The sequence below is a fragment of the Aurantiacibacter arachoides genome (assembly GCF_009827335.1).
Classification (GTDB): Bacteria; Pseudomonadota; Alphaproteobacteria; order Sphingomonadales; family Sphingomonadaceae; genus Alteraurantiacibacter; species Alteraurantiacibacter arachoides.
The window spans coordinates 797,889-815,029 of sequence record NZ_WTYH01000001.1; the positions used below are offsets into that span (position 1 = coordinate 797,889).

16 protein-coding genes are annotated in these 17,141 nt (G+C 63.8%); 4 read left to right on the plus strand and 12 right to left on the minus strand.

Going from position 1 to position 17,141, the window contains the following annotated elements:
• The first annotated feature begins 93 nt into the window (after positions 1 to 93).
• A complete protein-coding gene (locus tag GRI62_RS04000; protein WP_131452115.1) occupies positions 94 to 2,115 on the plus strand; it encodes an ATP-binding protein in 2,022 nt (673 codons plus the stop codon).
• A 73-nt stretch (positions 2,116 to 2,188) separates the two neighbouring features.
• Positions 2,189 to 3,190 carry a hypothetical protein gene (locus GRI62_RS04005; protein WP_131452116.1) on the plus strand — a complete coding sequence of 334 codons (1,002 nt, stop codon included), beginning with the start codon at positions 2,189 to 2,191 and terminating at the stop codon, positions 3,188 to 3,190.
• 122 nt (positions 3,191 to 3,312) lie between these two features.
• Here the strand turns inward: GRI62_RS04005 and GRI62_RS04010 are convergent, their stop codons facing one another.
• From GRI62_RS04010 to GRI62_RS04035, 6 genes are all read right to left on the minus strand, one after another.
• Positions 3,313 to 3,894, minus strand: a complete 582-nt coding sequence (locus tag GRI62_RS04010; RefSeq protein WP_131452117.1) for a septal ring lytic transglycosylase RlpA family protein — start codon at positions 3,892 to 3,894, stop codon at positions 3,313 to 3,315.
• A gap of 849 nt (positions 3,895 to 4,743) precedes the next feature.
• The gene (locus tag GRI62_RS04015; RefSeq protein WP_131452118.1) at positions 4,744 to 5,958 is read right to left on the minus strand and encodes an argininosuccinate synthase; all 1,215 of its coding nucleotides are present in this window, start codon (positions 5,956 to 5,958) and stop codon (positions 4,744 to 4,746) included.
• A 70-nt stretch (positions 5,959 to 6,028) separates the two neighbouring features.
• Positions 6,029 to 6,574 carry a hypothetical protein gene (locus tag GRI62_RS04020; protein WP_131452119.1) on the minus strand — a complete coding sequence of 182 codons (546 nt, stop codon included), beginning with the start codon at positions 6,572 to 6,574 and terminating at the stop codon, positions 6,029 to 6,031.
• A 4-nt stretch (positions 6,575 to 6,578) separates the two neighbouring features.
• Positions 6,579 to 7,925, minus strand: coding sequence for an MATE family efflux transporter (locus tag GRI62_RS04025; protein ID WP_234032770.1), 1,347 nt, complete (start codon positions 7,923 to 7,925; stop codon positions 6,579 to 6,581).
• A 59-nt stretch (positions 7,926 to 7,984) separates the two neighbouring features.
• The gene (locus GRI62_RS04030; protein ID WP_131452120.1) at positions 7,985 to 8,563 is read right to left on the minus strand and encodes a hypothetical protein; all 579 of its coding nucleotides are present in this window, start codon (positions 8,561 to 8,563) and stop codon (positions 7,985 to 7,987) included.
• A complete protein-coding gene (locus tag GRI62_RS04035) occupies positions 8,564 to 9,868 on the minus strand; it encodes an SAM-dependent methyltransferase (protein ID WP_131452121.1) in 1,305 nt (434 codons plus the stop codon). It abuts the gene before it with no gap.
• Positions 9,869 to 9,962: 94 nt separating this feature from the next.
• Here GRI62_RS04035 and GRI62_RS04040 point away from each other — a divergent pair, with 94 nt between their 5' ends.
• A complete protein-coding gene (locus GRI62_RS04040) occupies positions 9,963 to 10,370 on the plus strand; it encodes a DUF1801 domain-containing protein (protein WP_131452122.1) in 408 nt (135 codons plus the stop codon).
• 3 nt (positions 10,371 to 10,373) lie between these two features.
• On the opposite strand, the gene GRI62_RS04045 is transcribed toward GRI62_RS04040, so the two are convergent.
• From GRI62_RS04045 to GRI62_RS04055, 3 genes are read right to left on the minus strand one after another with little or no spacing between them, the layout of a single operon-like run.
• Positions 10,374 to 11,114 carry a molybdopterin-dependent oxidoreductase gene (locus GRI62_RS04045; RefSeq protein WP_131452123.1) on the minus strand — a complete coding sequence of 247 codons (741 nt, stop codon included), beginning with the start codon at positions 11,112 to 11,114 and terminating at the stop codon, positions 10,374 to 10,376.
• Entirely contained in the window at positions 11,111 to 11,791 is a 681-nt protein-coding gene (locus GRI62_RS04050) for a cytochrome b/b6 domain-containing protein (protein WP_131452124.1), read from the minus strand. The genes GRI62_RS04045 and GRI62_RS04050 overlap by 4 nt, the downstream gene beginning before the upstream one ends.
• Entirely contained in the window at positions 11,788 to 12,549 is a 762-nt protein-coding gene (locus tag GRI62_RS04055; RefSeq protein ID WP_131452125.1) for an SDR family oxidoreductase, read from the minus strand. The genes GRI62_RS04050 and GRI62_RS04055 overlap by 4 nt, the downstream gene beginning before the upstream one ends.
• Before the next feature lie 108 nt (positions 12,550 to 12,657).
• On the opposite strand from GRI62_RS04055, the gene GRI62_RS04060 reads away from it, so the two are divergent.
• Positions 12,658 to 13,935, plus strand: coding sequence for a PQQ-dependent sugar dehydrogenase (locus GRI62_RS04060; RefSeq protein WP_160731808.1), 1,278 nt, complete (start codon positions 12,658 to 12,660; stop codon positions 13,933 to 13,935).
• Here GRI62_RS04060 and GRI62_RS04065 read toward each other — a convergent pair.
• The 3 genes from GRI62_RS04065 to GRI62_RS04075 form a co-directional block, all read right to left on the minus strand.
• Positions 13,932 to 15,995 carry an NAD(+) synthase gene (locus GRI62_RS04065; protein ID WP_131452128.1) on the minus strand — a complete coding sequence of 688 codons (2,064 nt, stop codon included), beginning with the start codon at positions 15,993 to 15,995 and terminating at the stop codon, positions 13,932 to 13,934. The two genes, GRI62_RS04060 and GRI62_RS04065, sit on opposite strands and share 4 nt — an antisense overlap.
• Positions 15,992 to 16,507 carry a CinA family protein gene (locus GRI62_RS04070; protein ID WP_131452129.1) on the minus strand — a complete coding sequence of 172 codons (516 nt, stop codon included), beginning with the start codon at positions 16,505 to 16,507 and terminating at the stop codon, positions 15,992 to 15,994. The genes GRI62_RS04065 and GRI62_RS04070 overlap by 4 nt, the downstream gene beginning before the upstream one ends.
• 122 nt (positions 16,508 to 16,629) lie before the next feature.
• Positions 16,630 to 17,076: a glycine zipper 2TM domain-containing protein gene (locus GRI62_RS04075; RefSeq protein WP_131452130.1), complete on the minus strand. Its 447-nt coding sequence runs from the start codon at positions 17,074 to 17,076 to the stop codon at positions 16,630 to 16,632.
• Positions 17,077 to 17,141 lie beyond the last annotated feature (65 nt).

Here is a 17,141-nt window from a genome sequence, read left to right on the forward strand (position 1 = left end):
AAGCGACTAGGGCACGGCGAGAGCGCGGAATTGCAAGACGTGCTAGTGCTATTTCAGTAACAGCAATTTATTAGGAGGCATGGCGGGACGCTTATGGCTGAGCAAAGCTACCAATTGGAGGTCAAACCTGACTTCATTGCTCGGCAAAGCAGAAGCAGCGTTGAAACTGGCATTGCAGAGTTGATTTGGAATGCCCTCGATGCCGACGCGCAATCAGTGAATGTAGAAGTCACCTTTGGTGTCCTCGGAAATGCCGAAGTCGTGAGAGTGCGAGACGACGGGTCCGGAATTCTCTACTCCGAAGCCCCTGCCCTTTTTAAGAGCTTGGGCGGATCGTGGAAGGGGGGAGGCAAGCTAACTCGCAGAAGGCGTCGCGAGCTTCACGGGAAAGAAGGGCGAGGGCGCTTCCGCGCACTGTCGATTGGCTCAGACATTCTGTGGGAGACCGTATTCGAAGAAAACGGGAAGCGCAGGAAATTCAAAATCCGTCTCAGTGAAGAGCAGCCGGACAAAGTCAGAATATCTGATCCTGAGGATACCGACTCTCCAACCGGAACAAAGGTAACCATTCGCAATCTTAAGAAAAATATTGAACGAATTTCGTCGCAAGATTCGCTCGAATACCTCTCTCAAGTTTTTGCAGTATATCTGATGGCGTACCGAGATGCCAAAGTCGAAGTTTGCGGCAACGACCTGGATCCCATGGTCGCAATGGCTTCTGATAGTAGCTATGAATTGTCGGCAATTAACGACGGAGATGCCACGTATGCGTGCAGTCTAAGAATTATTGAATGGTCGACCAAAACACGCAGGCTCCTTTTTTTGGCAAACGAAAAGGGCTTTCCAGTTCTACAGCTTGATGGAAAAATTCACGCTGATTCTGGCGATTTTTCGGCGTACCTTCAATCTGATTTCTTCCCAACGGTCGTTGACTCCGCTGACGTTATCTCGGCTTCAGATCGCTCTGAGGTCAAGCAGGCAATTGACGATGCAAGGCAGCAAATAAAAGCCCATTTTCGTGAAAAAGGGAAACAATTTGGGCGCGACTTGGTAGAGTTGTGGAAGGCCCAGAAAGTATATCCATTCGAAGGAGAAGCTAAGGACAGTATTGAGCGCGCGGAACGGCAAATGTTCGAGACTGTAGCTGTGGCCGTTAGCCATTCCGTTCCAGAGTTTGAGGACAGTCCGGCGCAGGCGAAAGCTCTGCACTTAAACCTGCTTAAGCATGCAATTGAACGGAGTCCGGAAGAACTTCAACGGATTTTGAACGAGGTTCTGAAGCTACCGAAGAAAAAGCAGGCCGAACTCGCCGAACTTTTGGATCATTCGGAACTTTCAGACATCATAAGTGCAGCAGCAGTAGTCGGTGGAAGAGTGAAGTTCTTGACTGGGTTGCGTTCAATACTTTTCGATCCCGACCTAAGAAGAACTGTGAAAGAGAGGTCTCAACTTCATAAGATCTTGGAGGGGAACACATGGGTCTTTGGCGAACGATACAATCTTTGGGCCAGTGATAAAGAACTAACCAATGTGCTTAAGGCGTGTGTTGACCGCCTTGGAGATGATTGTGTTGTCGACGAGCGCGTGACAGTTTTAGATAAGGCGCGCGGCATCGTCGATCTTGTACTTGGCCGTACAAACAAGGCGGGTGCGGCAGACGAATATGACAATTTGGTCGTGGAACTAAAGGCGCCTAAGGTGACGCTTAATTCTGAACACGTCGTCCAAATTGAGAAATATGCGGACGCGGTAGCTCGCGACCAAAGATTCCATCGAGTAATGGGCGTAAGGTGGCACTTTTGGCTCATTGCTGATGAATATGATCAGTATGTGGAAAGTCGGATATCTGGCGGACCAAATCCACGACTTCGTCTCATTCGGAATGATGATCGAGTTAGGATAGGGATCAAGACATGGGGCGAAGTGCTTGATGACAACTTTGCGCGCTTATCCTTCGTCCAGGAGCGGCTGCGATTCGAGGCAACAGAACAAGAAGCACTCGCGTCAATTCAATTTGATTATCAGGACATTTTGCAAGGACTGACGCTTCCCGATAATTGGTTGGAGGAGAAGGGTAATGATGAGGGTCCTGCGGGACTTTTGCCGCCACCTTAGTCCCCTTCCCTACACCGCCACACCTGTGCCTCCCTGCTCGGTTCACCACGAACCAGCGCAAGGATGCACACCCATGACCGACCAGCCGCCCTACGACCGCTTCACCCTGCCGGGTGCCATTCCCGATCATGCCGCGCCCGTTTCGCAAACGCCCACGGACGAGGAGCGGGCGCGGGGGTATGTCTTGCGGGGCTCGGCGGGGCGGGGGTGGGCTGCGGCGGGGGCGGAGCGGCTTCAGGCCGGCAGCCCGAAGCCTGGGGGCGTCGGGCTGCCGGCCGCACTTGTTCGGCAGGAGACGGCGGAGGAGAAGCTCGCGCGGGTGCTGGCCGAGCATGGCCTGTGCCTCAAGGGCGATCCGGAGGAGGACGAGTTTGGTTGGGAGGTCTCTGCGGATGGTGGGGCCGCGGATGCCTACTCCGCTGCGACTGGCGCCCGCGATGCGGACGCAAATCTCGCTCCCCTCCCGCAGGCGGGGACTGGCAGAGGGGGCGAAGCCACAGCGGCCGGGGGAGGGCCTGTCCCGCACCCGTCCCCCGACCCCGCGCCCATAGCCCGCAGCGCCTCGGGCCAGCCGGTGGCGATGGGCCCGGCCGAGATGGCGACCTTTCTCGAGCATCTGCAAATCCATGGCAACGTGCGCACCGCGGCGGCGCAGGCGCGGGTGTCGCGGCAGGCGGCCTATTCGGCCCGCAACCGCGAGCCGGGGTTCGCGCGGGCCTGGGACGCGTGTTTCGTCGCCGCGCGCGCCGTGGCCGAGGCGACGCTGGCCGAGCGGGCGATCGAGGGGGTGGAGGAGGTGCTCTACCACCGGGGCGAGGAATACGCGCGCCGCCGCCGCTACGATGCGCGGCTGTTGCTCGCCCACCTCGCGCGGCTCGACAAGGCGGCCGAGCGGCTGGACGTGGCGGCCACGCTCCCGCTGCTCGCCGCCCAGATTGCCGCGCTGCGCTCCGGCGAGGAGCCCGGGCATGCGCTGCCCGCCAGGATCGATCCCGACCGCCTCGTCGAGGCGCAGGACGAGATGGAATACCTCACCGATCCGCGCGGCGTGGAGCCGCCCGAAGATTACCTTTAGGACAGTGTGACACCTGTAACACCTTGCGCCGACCGTGTCGGTGGCTCAGCGGTGCGTGCGCGGGTAACCGCTGGCGTGCAATGTCGCGGGGCGGTCAGCCGTCAGTCCCGGCCCGGCCTTGCTCAGTCGAGCAGCGCCAGCTCCACCGAACCGTGGCCGGCGCGCACGATGCCGACCTGTTCGGCGGCGGCGCGGCTCAGATCGATCGTCCGGCCACCGGAGAACGGGCCGCGATCGTTGATGCGCACCACGACGGAATTGCCGTTGCGCGGATTGGTCACGCGCACGCGGCTGCCGAAGGGCAGGGTGCGATGGGCGGCCGTCAGTTCGCGATTGCTGAAGGTCTCACCACTGGCAGTGCGCTGGCCGTTGAAGCGGTCCGCGTAGTAGGACGCGACACCGCTGCCAAGCGGGGCACCCGTGTCGACCGCGGGCTCGATCGTGGCAATGTCGACGGCATGGGTTGGCAGGTCAGGCTCCACCGGAGCGTCGAAAGCGTCAAAGGCCTCTTCGAATTCGGCCTCTGCGCTCGGCACGAAGACCGGGCCGGCGGCGGCAACCGTACCGACAGTTGCCGCAGCAGTTGGTGCGAGCACGACATCATCCTCGGCGTGACCCGTTCCGGCGCCTGCAACAAGGGCGATGCCGGCAAGGCACGCCAGGATGCGCGGCGACGTTCGACTGAGAGTTGCTTTTCCGTCCATGCGGCGGCCGATACCCCGCAATCGTTAGCGGTTCCAAACCAGGGAGTCGGTTCGTCGCTCTGTCCGCTCGACTGGGCGCGCGATTGGGGCGGTAATGCGGCGAGTTGCCTTCTTCGTATTGCATCAGTCAGTGGTTTTTCGGCGCTTATCGGGGAGCGAATCGGTGCTTGTCGTCCTGATGCGACTGCGAAACGCAGTAATGGGTGGCGAGTGGTGAGGGTTAAAAGAGAAATGGGGCCGGTATCGCTACCGACCCCACTCTCACCGACGGTGGGCCTCCTGAGAGACACTTATCGCCTGGCGTGTCACCGATCTGGTCGTGGCCCGAGGGCCCGGTTCCGTCTCGGCTATGTCGCCCGGCGCTCGCGCCGGTGCCGGAGCAGGTCTTCCAACCAGCGAGTGCCCGAGGGCCCTCAGCTCTGTCATCCGTCCAGTCCGAGACCGGTTTGGCCACCCGGTGCCTCAAGCGTCCCCTTCCACACCGAAGTGTCTCCAGGTCCTCGGCACCAAATGCTTCATCCGGCCTTTCCGATGGCGAAAATTCCTGGCTTCGACGGTCGGCTTGGTTGGCATTCTCCGAAGAGGTTGCCGATCCGCGCTTTCCTCCACCATGACTTTGCCGTCATCGCGTCTCCGACCTTGGCGTCCTCCCTGTGTCCGGACCGGCAGGCGATCCTTCGTGGCGGGGACGTTTCCGTCTTCGATGTCTGGAGAATGCGCCTAGCCATCGAGTCGGGCAAGTGCGCGAGCGTCGACTCATCCACTTTTGGCCGGAATGCCAGTGGACAAGCATGGATAAGTCAACGGCTCGGCGTTTCAGCCGAAACCATCCCCGGATTTTGCGAAAACTCAGCGGTCGCGCTTACCCAGCAGGCGCAGGCGCAGGGCGTTGAGCTTGATGAAACCGGCCGCGTCCTTCTGGTCGTAGGCACCGGCATCGTCCTCGAAGGTGACGTGCGCCTCCGAATAGAGCGAATTGACCGACCTGCGGCCCACCACCATGGCATTGCCCTTGTAGAGCTTCAGCCGCACCGTGCCGGACACCTTTTCCTGGCTGAGGTCGATGGCTGCCTGCAACATCTCGCGTTCCGGGCTGAACCAGAAGCCGTTATAAATAAGCTCTGCATACTTGGGCATCAGCTCGTCCTTCAGATGCGCCGCGCCGCGATCCAGCGTGATCTGCTCGATGCCGCGATGGGCACGGGCGTAGATCTCGCCGCCGGGAGTCTCGTACATGCCGCGGCTCTTCATGCCGACGAAGCGGTTCTCGACGAGGTCGAGGCGGCCGATGCCGTGCCTGCGGCCCAGATCGTTCAGGGCCGCCAGCAGGCTCGCCGGGCTCATCGCCTCGCCGTTCAGCGCCGTGCCGTCGCCGCGCTCGAAATCGATCGTGATGTATTCTGGCGTGTCGGGTGCGTCTTCCGGGTGATCCGTGCGCGAGAACACGTAGTCGGGCGTCTCCTCCCACGGGTCTTCCAGCACCTTGCCTTCGGACGAGGTATGCAGGAGATTGGCGTCGGTCGAGAACGGGCTTTCGCCGCGCTTGTCGCGGGGCACCTGGATCTGGTGCTTCTCGGCCCAGTCGACCAGCGCGGTGCGGCTGGTGAGGTCCCACTCGCGCCAAGGGGCGATCACCTTGATGTCGGGGTCCAAGGCGTAGGCCGACAGTTCGAAGCGGACCTGGTCGTTGCCCTTGCCGGTGGCGCCGTGGGCAATCGCATCGGCGCCGGTTTCGTGCGCGATCTCGACCAGCCGCTTGGAGATCAGCGGGCGGGCGATGGACGTGCCGAGCAGATAGTCGCCTTCATACCGGGCGTTGGCGCGCATCATCGGAAAGACGAAGTCGCGAACAAACTCCTCGCGCAGGTCCTCGATGAAGATGTGTTCGTCCGCGATGCCCATGGCCCGGGCCTTGGTCCGCGCCGGTTCGATCTCCTCGCCCTGGCCCAGGTCGGCGGTGAAAGTGACCACCTCGAGCCCGCGCTCCGTCATCAGCCACTTGGCGATGACGCTGGTGTCGAGGCCGCCGGAGTAGGCGAGGACCACTTTCTTGATGTCGGACATGCGCGCTTCCTTCAAACTTCAGCGGCCGCGCCTAGCAGCGGCCTATCCCGCTCGCAATGCGTCGGAGCGATCAGGCAATCTCGGCCGCGCCCAGCTGCGGATTGCGCCGGGTGATGTAGTTCAGCCAGGCCTTCGGGCGGCGGACATACTCGCTTGGCACATCGGATCGCAGGCCCACCAATTGCGCCATCCGGCTGACGAAGTGGATGCAGTTGCGCTCGTCAAGGTCGTAATAGCGGCCGGGGTAATCGCGCCAGGCGATCACCTCGGCCCGCAGCCGTCGGTAGGTCTGATCGTTCACGGTGACAGTGAAGTGGCGGTTCGTCTGGGCGATGGAATTGGCGGTTTCCGTCAGGATCATGTGCTGGGCCGGACCCTGGGTGATCGCCTCGGCGCTGTTGCGGGCGGAAAAACCATAGTTCTCGTTGACGCGCGTGCCGTTGGCCAGCGTCCCGTCGAGGACGATGAAGGTATGCGGGTAACGGCCCCACAATACCGATCCGTTGAAGGAGTGAAAACTCACCTGCACATCCGCCAGTGCGGGCGTGGCAAAGCCAAATGATCCCAGCATGAGGAGCAGGGCGGCGACGAATTTGCGGAGCGGCGAGATGGTCATGACTTCAGGCTTGCGTCCCTTGGGGTGATGGTGGCTCCACGTCGCGGAGCAGGCGCGGAAGATAAACCGCCAGCAGCCCGGCGCGCAACAGGTAGCTGGCCAGCAGCGCGGTCCAGACACCCCAGTTTCCGAAGGGTCGCAGTGCCAGGTCGAGCGCGATATACAGCAAGGTGGCGATGAATGCGGCATTGCGCAGGGCGCGGCCACGTGTCGCGCCGATGAAGATGCCGTCCAGCATCCAGCTTGGCATGCCGATCAGCGGGACCAGCGCCGCAAAGGGCAGGAAGGTGCGGGCGATGGTGCGCACTTCCTCGTCCGTCGTCAGCAGTTCGATGACCGGGCTGCCAGCCAGCAGGAAGAGCGCGGAAAACGTCACCCCGCTGAGCAAGGCAAATTCGGCGGTGAGGCGGATCGCCCGCAGCAGCCGTGCCCGGTCACGCGCGCCCAGCGCCGCGCCCACGCGCTCCTCCGCGGTAAAGGCAAAGGCATCTAGGATGAAGGCCGCGACGTTGACGAATTGCATCAGCACGTGGTTTGCCGCCAGCGCCGCCGCCCCCTGCCGCGCCCCGGCATTGGCGAACCAGGCGAACAGGATGAGCAGTGCGACAGTGCGGATCATGATATCGCGGTTGACGGCGAACAGGCGGGCCAGCCTGCCGCGATCGAGCAGCAGGGCGCGCGGCACCCGGCGGGCGATGGTCACGATATTTGCGCCCGCCACGTGCGGCACCACCCCCAGCGCCGTGGCAAGCGCGAACCACTCGGCCAGCGCCGTGCCGAGCCCCACGCCATAGGCGCCTAGATCGAGCCCCCACACGAACCACAGATCCAGCGCGACGTTGGCAACGTTCATCGCCAGTTGCAGGACCAGCGCAGCGCGCGTGCGACCGAGCCCTAACAGCCAGCCGTTCACGGCGAACACGGCAAGCGCGGCCGGCGCGCCGTAGAAGCGCCCGCCCATGTAGGCGTTCGCATCGCCCGTCACCGTCTCGGACCCGGACATGACGGCAAGGGCGCCCTGGGCGATCGGCGCGCTCAGCAACCAGATCAGCGCGCCCAGCGCCAGCCCGATGCCGAGCGCGCGCAGCAGCAGCGCCTCCACCTCGGCGCGCTCGCCAGTGCCCTCGGCTTGAGCCGTCAACCCCGTCATGCCCATGCGCAGGAAGCCGAAGCTCCAGAACACCAGGGTGATGACGGTCGCCCCCAGCGCGACACCCGCCAATGCCGCAGCGTCGCCGGTCCGCCCGATCACGGCAGTGTCCACGACACCGACCAGCGGCACCGATGCCTGCCCCAGCATGATCGGCCAGGCTTGCGCGAAGACGGCGCGGCGGGAGAGGGGAGGGGTCACGAAGCCACGCCTTCTCCATCAACATCCATGCCTGCCGTTACAGCGAGACAGACCAAAGCCTAGCGCGGGGTCGGCTCGGTATTGCAGGCACCCAGCAATTCGCTCCCGACACGTTTCGCCACAAGGAAGCCGTCCTGCGTGATGTTCGGGCCGCGCGACAGTTCATCTAGAAAATCAGCGTCAGTCGCGAGGTTTGCCAGTATCCCCCGTTGTCGGGGATCGTATACGATCCGTACAAGGCCGCGCCGCTGCTCGAAAAAGTACAATTCATTATTGCGTCCGGTCGTCCGTCCAATCTGTAGAACAGCGTCATACAGATGGCGGCGCTCGGTCATTTCGCTGACCACGGACGTTTCTATCTCGCCAACTTGCCATTGGTCACCAACGCCGGAAAATTGGCAATTCGTCGGCCAGGTAACCGTGAAAGGCTCGCTTGCAATGCAATTCATGGTCTCGGTTGAACAGTTGCGAACTGCTTCAGGGCTGCGGAGGCGGCCATCGGAATAGACCCGACCATCTTGCAACTCGAAGAACACATGCGGGAGGAATGGAACGCGGCCCGTCGTGTCATCCTGCGCCTGAACTGGCACGGTGGCGACGACCAGCGCGCACAGCAGGAAGGCGGCCCTTGCGATCATCTATTCCGCCGCCTGTTTCAGCGCCGGGTCGAGGTGCCAGCGCGGCGGTTCCTCCAGTCCGCGCAGGCGTTCGCTTTCCTCGTACATGAAGTCGCGCGTCATCGGCAGGGCAGTGCGATCCTTCACGTAGAGGAGCTGGTGGTTGACGAGACTGCCGTTGCGGAAGCTCTGTTCCGCGCCAGCCAGGTAGAACAGCCACATGCGGTAGAATTCCTCGTCGTACATGGCGACGATCTCTTGCCTGTGCATGACGGTGCGCCTGTACCATTCTTCCAGGGTGTGGCTGTAATGGAAGCGCATGGCCTCGAAATCCATGACTTGCCAGCCGTACTGCTCGCTGACGGTGACGAGTTCGGACAGGGCGGGGATGTAGCCGCCGGGGAAGATGTACTTGCGGGTAAAGGCATCGGTGAAGCCCGGAGGGCCCGCCCGCCCGCAGCAATGGCTGAACATCACGCCATCGTTCTTCAGCAGGCGCGCGGTGTGCTCGAAGAAATGCGGGTAGTGCGGGGTGCCCACGTGTTCCAGCAGGCCGACGCTGGTAATGCGGTCGAACTGGCCGGTCACGTCGCGATAGTCCATCAGCGCGAACCTGACCTTGTCGGAGACACCCGCCTCGGCCGCGCGTTCCTTGCAAAAGGCGATCTGGTCGGGCGCCAGGGCCACGCCCAGCACTTCGCAACCGTAGGTGCGATTGAGGTACAGGGCCAGTCCACCCCAGCCGCACCCGATGTCGAGCACGCGCATTTTCGGGCCGTTTTCCGGCGTGATGTTGAGCTTGGCGGCGATGTGCGCCTTCTTGTCGAGCTGGGCCTTTTCGAGGCTGTTCGACGGGTCGCGGTAGTAGGCCATGGTGTACTGGCGATCCTCGTCGAGGAACAGCTCGTACAGGCGGCGGGTCAGGTTGTAGGTGTGCTCTGCATTCTTGCGCGCCTTGCCCCGCAGGTTCACGCTGTCTGCCTTGGCCACGGCCTTTTGCGCCAGCCGCTTGAAGGTGCCCTGCGGCTGGATCGCCTTGTCGCCCAGCGCCTTGGACTGCGCCGTGAAGAACAGGATGAGGTCGCGCAGATCATGCGGCTCATCGATCTCCAGCCAGCCCCACATGAACGCCTCGGCCGTGCCGAGTTGGGGATAGCGGGCGATGTGGCCCGACGCCTTGGGGTGGGTCAGCCGCAAGTTTATCGGTGCGTCATAACCCGCAGCACTGCCACCCGAACCGTAGTGGTAGACCTTGCCGTCATGGTCGGTCACGACGAGCCGGCCCGCACGGATGACCTTGTGCAACAGTTTGTCGAGCAGCCACATGGCCTTGCTATCTCCAGAAATACGGTTGGTTTTCGCGTGAAAACCGTTTGAGGGGGGATTTGCAGCAAGTCAAATAGCACGGTAGCCTGACGGCATGACCTTCGACGATCACCTCGCCGCCATCGATCATGCAGGCAAGCGCGCCGAGGCGCAGACGCTGGATGCGCTGTTCCGCCGGGTGAGCGGGCAGGCACCCGTGATGTGGGAGAAGATCGCCGGATACGGCTCCTACCACTACCGGTATGCAAGTGGGCGCGAGGGCGATTCCTTTCGCGCCGGGTTCGCCACGACGAGGGCCAGGCACTCGCTGCACCTGATGGGGCTGTATTGCGATGCCGCGGCGGCCGCGGCGAGCAAGGCCCTGCTGGCGCGGCTGGGCAAGCACACTTCGGGTGCAAGCTGCGTCTATGTGAACAAGTTGGCCGACGTCGATCCTGGCGTGCTGGAAGAGCTGGTGCAACTCAGCTGGGACGCGATGAACCGCATGTATCCTTCCGCCTGAGCGTCAGATGCCGGCATACCACTGGTAGCCGCGATCCTCCCAGTAGCCGCCGTGCCCGCCGTAGAATTCGTCGAGCGATGCGACCGCCTCGATGCGGGTGAGGTACTTGGCGTGCTTGTAGCCAAGCTGCCGTTCGATCCGCAACCGCAGGGGCGCGCCGTTGCGTTCGGGCAGCGGCCCGCCGTTCAGCAGATGGGCGACGATGGTCTGCGGATGGAAGGCATCGTCCATGTCGCAGCTTTCGTAATAGGGCGCGCCGCCTAGCGTATCCGCGCAATGGAACACGATATAGCGCGCCGCGTCGATGGGGCGGGCCATCTCGAGCAGCGCAGAGAGCTGTGGTCCGGTCCACTGGCCGATCGCGCTCCACCCTTCCACGCAATCGTGGCGGGTGATCTGCGTGCGCTGGGGGAGGGCGCGGATGGCGTCCATCGACAGGGCGAGCGGCCGGGTGACCAATCCGTTGACCACCAGCCGCCAGTCGGCAAACCCGCTTGCCGCCGATGCGCGGTAGGCGTCGCTGTCGACCTGCTGCGTGCCGTTGCCGCGAAAGAAGGGGCTGATCTGGCTGCGGGCAAACTCGGGCGCCATCTGGATGCGCCCGAACCCCAGTGCGCGGTGGAGGCCGCGGTGCCAGCTTTCCGCCGTGTCGACCACTGCGGCAAAAGCGTCCGTCTTGCCGATCTTGGAACAGCCGGCGAGAAATGCCGCGGCCCCGGCAACCAGGAAATTGCGCCGCTTCATTCGCTGGACCCTCCGGTAATCATCGCGCGCAGTTGACCGATCGGACCAGAGAGCAGCACCAGAAGAACATGCACCACGAAAAACGCGAACAGGCCCCAGGATGCGAGGAAATGCAGCGACCGTGCCGTCTGCCGCCCGCCAAACAGGTCGGTTAGGAAAGGCAGCGCCGCCTCGCCGCCCGGGCTCATCACGATGCCGGTAAGGATCATCAGCGGCAGCAGCAGCAGGATCACCGCCGAATAGCTGATCTTCTGCAGTATGTTGTACTTGCCCGCGCCGTGATCGAAATTCAGCCGCAGGTGCTGGCGGATATCGGCAAGGATGCTGGCCGGCCGCCATTCGCGCGCCCTGGCGAAGATATCGCGCTGCATGTGGCGGTTGACCAGCGCCGCGACCATGAAGGCCAGCAGCGCAAAGGCGAAGATCAGGGCGAAGACGACATGCCAGTCGCGCGCGCCTGCAAGGCTGTAGTAATCGGGGATCGTCGCCCACCCGGGGAAGCGCGGCACGGCCAGCCACTCGTCACCCTGAGCGAAGCCGGCGTGCCCCCAGTAGAGTCGCGGGTGGGCGTTGGAGATGTTCAGCCCGCTCATGAACAGGATCACCAGGCAGACCGCGTTGAGCCAGTGCCAGATGCGCGTCGACAGCGCGTGGCGTTTGCTTGGTTTGCGGCTCATGCGGGTCTCTCCTCGCGCTCGAGATAGATGACGTCGCGCCGCTGGTCGAGCAAGTGCTGGCCGGAATCGACGTAGAGCACCTGCCCGGTGGCAAGCGGCCCCTCGGCCAGAAACAGCATGGCCTCGGCAACCTCGTCGGGCCCGGTGCGGCGGGCGAGCAGGTTCATGCGATGCGATCGCTCCGCTTCCTGCGCGCTCTGGTCGTGGCTCGGCAGGATGGCGCCGGGGGCGAGGCAGTAGACGCGGTCATCGTCATGCCCGTGCATCGCCAGCATCCGCGCGGCGACGTCGGCGGCGGCCTTGCTCATCGTATAGCTGAAGAAATCGGGGTTCAGGTTGGCGAGTTTCTGGTCGGTCACCTGGATGACCCGTCGCCCGGCGCTGCTGCGGGCAAGCGCGAGAAAGCCCTGCGCCAGCAAGGCGGGCACGGCGGCGTTGATGCGCATCGCGCGCGCATTGGTGGCCGGATCGAGTCCGGTGACCTTGTCCGGATCGAATACGGCGGCCGAGTTGACCAGGCAGCGCCAGTCGTCCAGCCGACCGGCCAGATCCCGCACCATTGCCATTGCCGCCTGCGGATCGGCCAGATCGCAGCGCACGACCTCCGCATGGTCCAGTTCGGCAACGAGTTTCTTCGCGGCGTCGACAGAGGACTGGCAGTGCACGACGACGTGCCAGCCGGCACCGGCGAAGCGGCGCGCGGCAACCGCGCCGATGCGTTTCGCACCGCCGGTTATCAAGACACTCTTGCGCGTCATGCAAAAATGGACAAAGTCAATGCCGGGCTGGGCTGCATTGGCTCAGGATAGGCGCATGCACCGGCCGCGCAAGGCCGGGCTTTGGTGCCGGGGGTGGAAGGGGATCGAATGAACCGACTGGCGATTACGCTCGTGCTGGCTGCGGCCGGGCTGCCGCCCCTCGCGGCCAGCGCGCAGGATGCGCCCGCGCCGCCCGCTGCCGCACCCCCTCCTGCGGCACCCCCCGCCGCGGCGCCAATGTTCCAGGGGACTGCGCTGGCGCAGGGACCGTGGGACAGCACGACCACGCTCGCCCCGATCCGCGCCGAGGTGCTGACCCGCCAGCTCGAGCGGCCATGGGGCATGGCCATGCTTCCCGAAGGCGGCCTGCTGGTGACCGAGCGCGTGGGTCGCCTGCGATTGATCGATGCGGACGGGCACCTGGATCCCGAACCGATTGCGGGTCTGCCCGAAATTTACGCATTCGGCATTGCCGGTCTCAACGGTATCGCGCTGCATCCCGATTTTGCCGAGAACCGCCTGATCTATCTCGCCTATTCCAAGCAACATCCCGAGATCGCCGGCGTGTCGACGCTGGCGGTGATGCGCGCGCGGTGGGAGGCGGGATCGCACGCGCTGACCGGGGTGGAGGACATCTTCATCGCCGGACCCTGGTACGGCGAGATGCCGCTGCCCGATCGTTGCTGCGGCCAGGGCCCGGCCTTTGGCAGCTACGGCGGGCGGTTGCTGTTCGATGCCGACGGCTATCTCTTCGTCACCAGCGGCGACCGCAACTGGGGCGAGATGGTGCAGCGCACGGACAACCATTTCGGCAAGGTCATGCGACTGAACGACGATGGCAGCGTGCCGCCCGGCAATCCCTGGGTCGGACGCGAGGGCGCCGTGCCGGAAGCATGGTCGACCGGCCATCGCAATCCGCTGGGCCTTGCCATCAATCCCTTCACCGGCGAGCTGTGGAGCAGTGAATTCGGCCCGCGCGGCGGCGACGAGGTCAACCGCATCCTGCGCGGCGGCAATTACGGCTGGATGCAGGTGACGCAGGGCCAGCACTACAACGACGAGCCGGCGGGCGGCGTGCGCGGCGTGGACGGGTTCATCGATCCCGTACTGGCCTTCGGACCGCCGAGCCTGAACCCCGGCAACCTTGCATTCTACGATGGTGCGATGTTCCCGGAATGGATGGGCGACCTGTTTCTCGCCAGCTTCACCCAGGGATTGATGCGCTACGACTCCGATGCCGTTGGCCAGCCCGTGGGCGAGCCGGAGGCCTTGTTGCGCGATCTGGGGCAGCGTTGGCGCGACGTGCAGGTGGGGCCGGACGGTGCGCTCTACCTGCTCACCGATGATGCGCAGGGCGCGCTGGTGAGAATCGTTCGGCGGGACTAATCGTTCGGCGGCACCTTGTCCCGCAAGTCCGCCAGCCAGACATCGGCTACCGCATCGCTGGGCGCACGCCAGTCACCGCGGGGGCTGAGCGCGCCGCCTGCGCTGACCTTCGGTCCGTTGGGAAGCGCGCTGCGCTTGAACTGGCTGAAGGCGAAGAAGCGGCGCACGAAATTATCCAGCCACCTGCGGATGGTCGCAAGGTCGTAGGCGTTTTTGGCATCCTCCGGAAAGGCGTGCGGCCACAGGCCTGCATCGACATCGCGCCAGGCGTGCCAGGCCAGAAAGGCGACATGGCTGGGTGACTGGCCCCAGCGGATCACGTGATGCAGGAAGAAATCGTTGAGCTCGTAAGGCCCGATGATGCTTTCAGTCGACTGGATCGATCCGTCGGCAGCGGCAGGCACCAGTTCGGGGCTGATTTCGGTGCCGAGCACGTCTTCCAGCGCAGCGTCCACGGCAGGATCGAACTGGTCGGTGCGGGTGGCCCAGCGGATCAGGTACTGGATCAACGTCTTGGGAACGCCGGCGTTGACCGCGTAATGGCTCATCTGATCGCCGACGCCGTAGGTGCACCAGCCCAGCGCCAGTTCCGACAGGTCGCCGGTGCCGATCACGAAGCCGTTGTGGTGGCCCGCAAGGCGAAACAGGTAATCGGTGCGCAGGCCCGCCTGCACGTTCTCGAATGTCACGTCGTGAACGGGCTCGCCGTGGGCGAACGGGTGTTGCATGTCGCCCAGCATCTGCCGCGCGGCGGGGCGGATGTCGATTTCCTCCGCCGTGACGCCGAACGCCTCCATCAGCTTCCAGGCATTGGCCTTCGTGCGATCGGACGTGCCGAACCCCGGCATGGTATAGGCGCGAATGGTGGAGCGCGGCAGGCCCAGCGTGTCGCAGGCCTTGGCCGCCACGATCAGCGCGTGTGTGGAATCGAGCCCGCCGGAAATCCCGATGACCATGCTGTTGCCGCTCGTTGCCTCGAACCGCCGGGTGAGGGCATCGACCTGGATGTTGAAGGCCTCGAAGCAATCCTCGTCCAGCTTGTCTTGACGGTTGGGGACGAAGGGGAAGCGACGGATGGGCCGGACGAGGCCAATATCGCCCTTGTGGTACTGGTGATCGAAACCAATGGTGCGATAACTGTCTTCGGGCCGGCCGGCATCCTCGGCGGCATCGTTGAAAGTGCCCATACGCATCCGGTCGCTCAGGATGCGGCGCGTGTCGATGTCGACGATACTCAACTCCGGCTCGCGTTCGAACCGTACGCTCTCGACTAGCAGGTCGCCCAGTTCGTAAACCATGCCCTGGCCGTCCCACGACAGGTCGGTGGTGCTCTCTCCGTATCCGCTGGCGGAGTAGACATAGGCACAGACCCCGCGGGCAGAACTTGCCCGGCACAGCATGTGTCGCTCGTCCGACTTGCCGATCACGATGTTCGATGCCGACAGGTTGAGAACGATGGTCGCGCCCGCCAGGGCGGCCAGGGTGCCGGGGGGAATGGCCGCCCAGAAATCCTCGCAGATCTCGATGCCAAAGGTGAAGCCGGGAAGGTTCTCGGCGGCGAACAGCAGATCGGTGCCGAATGGCACATCCAATCCGTTGACGCCTATCCACAGATCCTGACAGGTATTACCGCGCGCGAAATACCGCTTTTCGTAGAACTCGCGGTAGTTGGGCAGATAGCTTTTGGGCACCACGCCCAGGATCTCGCCCCGGGCGATCGCCAGCGCGCAGTTGTAGATCCGCCCGTTTCGCCGCAGCGGCGCGCCGATCACCAGGACCGGCGTAAGTTGCTCGCTTGCTGCACGGATCGTTTCGATCTCGTGCTCCACCCGTTCCAGCAGCGCGGTTTGCAGATGCAGGTCGTCGATGGCGTAGGATGACAGTGACAGCTCGGGATAGAGGAGCAGGTCGACGTGCCGGTCATGGGCAGCCCGCGCCTGTTCGAGAATGCCTTGTGCGTTGTATTGGACATCGGCCGTGCGCACCCGCGGCGTGCTGGTGGCGACGCGGACAAAGCCGTGCGTGTGCATATCGAAGAAGGGATGGGCACTCTTGCTCATGTCAGGGCGTCCTCGATCATGTCCAGCGCCACCCGTAGTGCCTCGATGCGAATGTCCTGCCGACCTATCGCCCCGAAGCGCTCTTCCCGCGCCTGCGTTTTGCCCTCCTTGCTGGCCAGAGCGAAATGCACAAGGCCCTCTTCCCCCTCATCGTCCTTGCCGGGAGGCCCGGCAAAGCCGGTTATCGAAAGGGCGATGCTGGCGCGTGACCGGTCAAGCGCACCTTGCGCCATGGCGATGGCGACGGGGCGGCTGACCGCGCCGCACCGGTCGATCTGGTCGCGCGCGATGCCCAGCAGGTCGCACTTGGCATCGTCGGAATAGGATACGAAGCCGCGCTCGAAGATGTGGCTGCAACCGGGAATGTCTGTCAGCAGGGCAGCCAGAAGGCCCCCGGTGCAACTTTCGGCGGTCGCCAGCGGACGTTCGCTTTCACAAGCGAGGGCGAGCACGCGTTCGGCCTTGCGTTGCAATTCCTCTGGCAGCGCGGCGGCGAGCGTTTCGACGGACATCGCGATCTCCTTCCGTGAAGAAAAGCGCAGCTGGCATCGCCGAAGTTCCAGATGGAACATAAATCAGGCGCCGCCCCCCTGGAGAGGGAGCGGCGCCCGTCATTGCCTTAAGTGCAACCGAATTAACGGCAGCGGGCGCTTCCGCGGTCGATCTCGCGACCCAGCACACCGCCAAGAGCGGCGCCGAGGAGCGTGCCGACCGTGCGGTCGCCGCGGGTGTCGATCATGCGGCCGACAAGCGCGCCGCCGGCGGCGCCGATGATCAGGCCAGTGGTCCCGTTCTCACGGCGGCAGTAGTAGCGACCGTCATCACCCTGCCACACCTGGTCGCGGCTGCTGACGCGGCGCGGTTCGGCGTAACGACCGTACTGGTCGTACTGGTTGTTGTAGCGACGCTGGTCGCGGCGATCGCGGCGCTGGTCGCCATAACCATAGCTGTCGTAGCCGGCATTGTGGGCGCGGTGGCCGTGCGCGGGCGCCCAAGGCGGCGGGCCGCCCTGTGCCAAGGCGGGCGCGGCGGGGATGGCCAGCGTGGTGGCCGCGGCGAGTGCAAGCAGGGTCTTTTTCATGGTTCTAACCTTCCTTCGATTCGACATCGCTCCGGTGTCTGAGAGCGTTGTCGTTCATCGAAGGA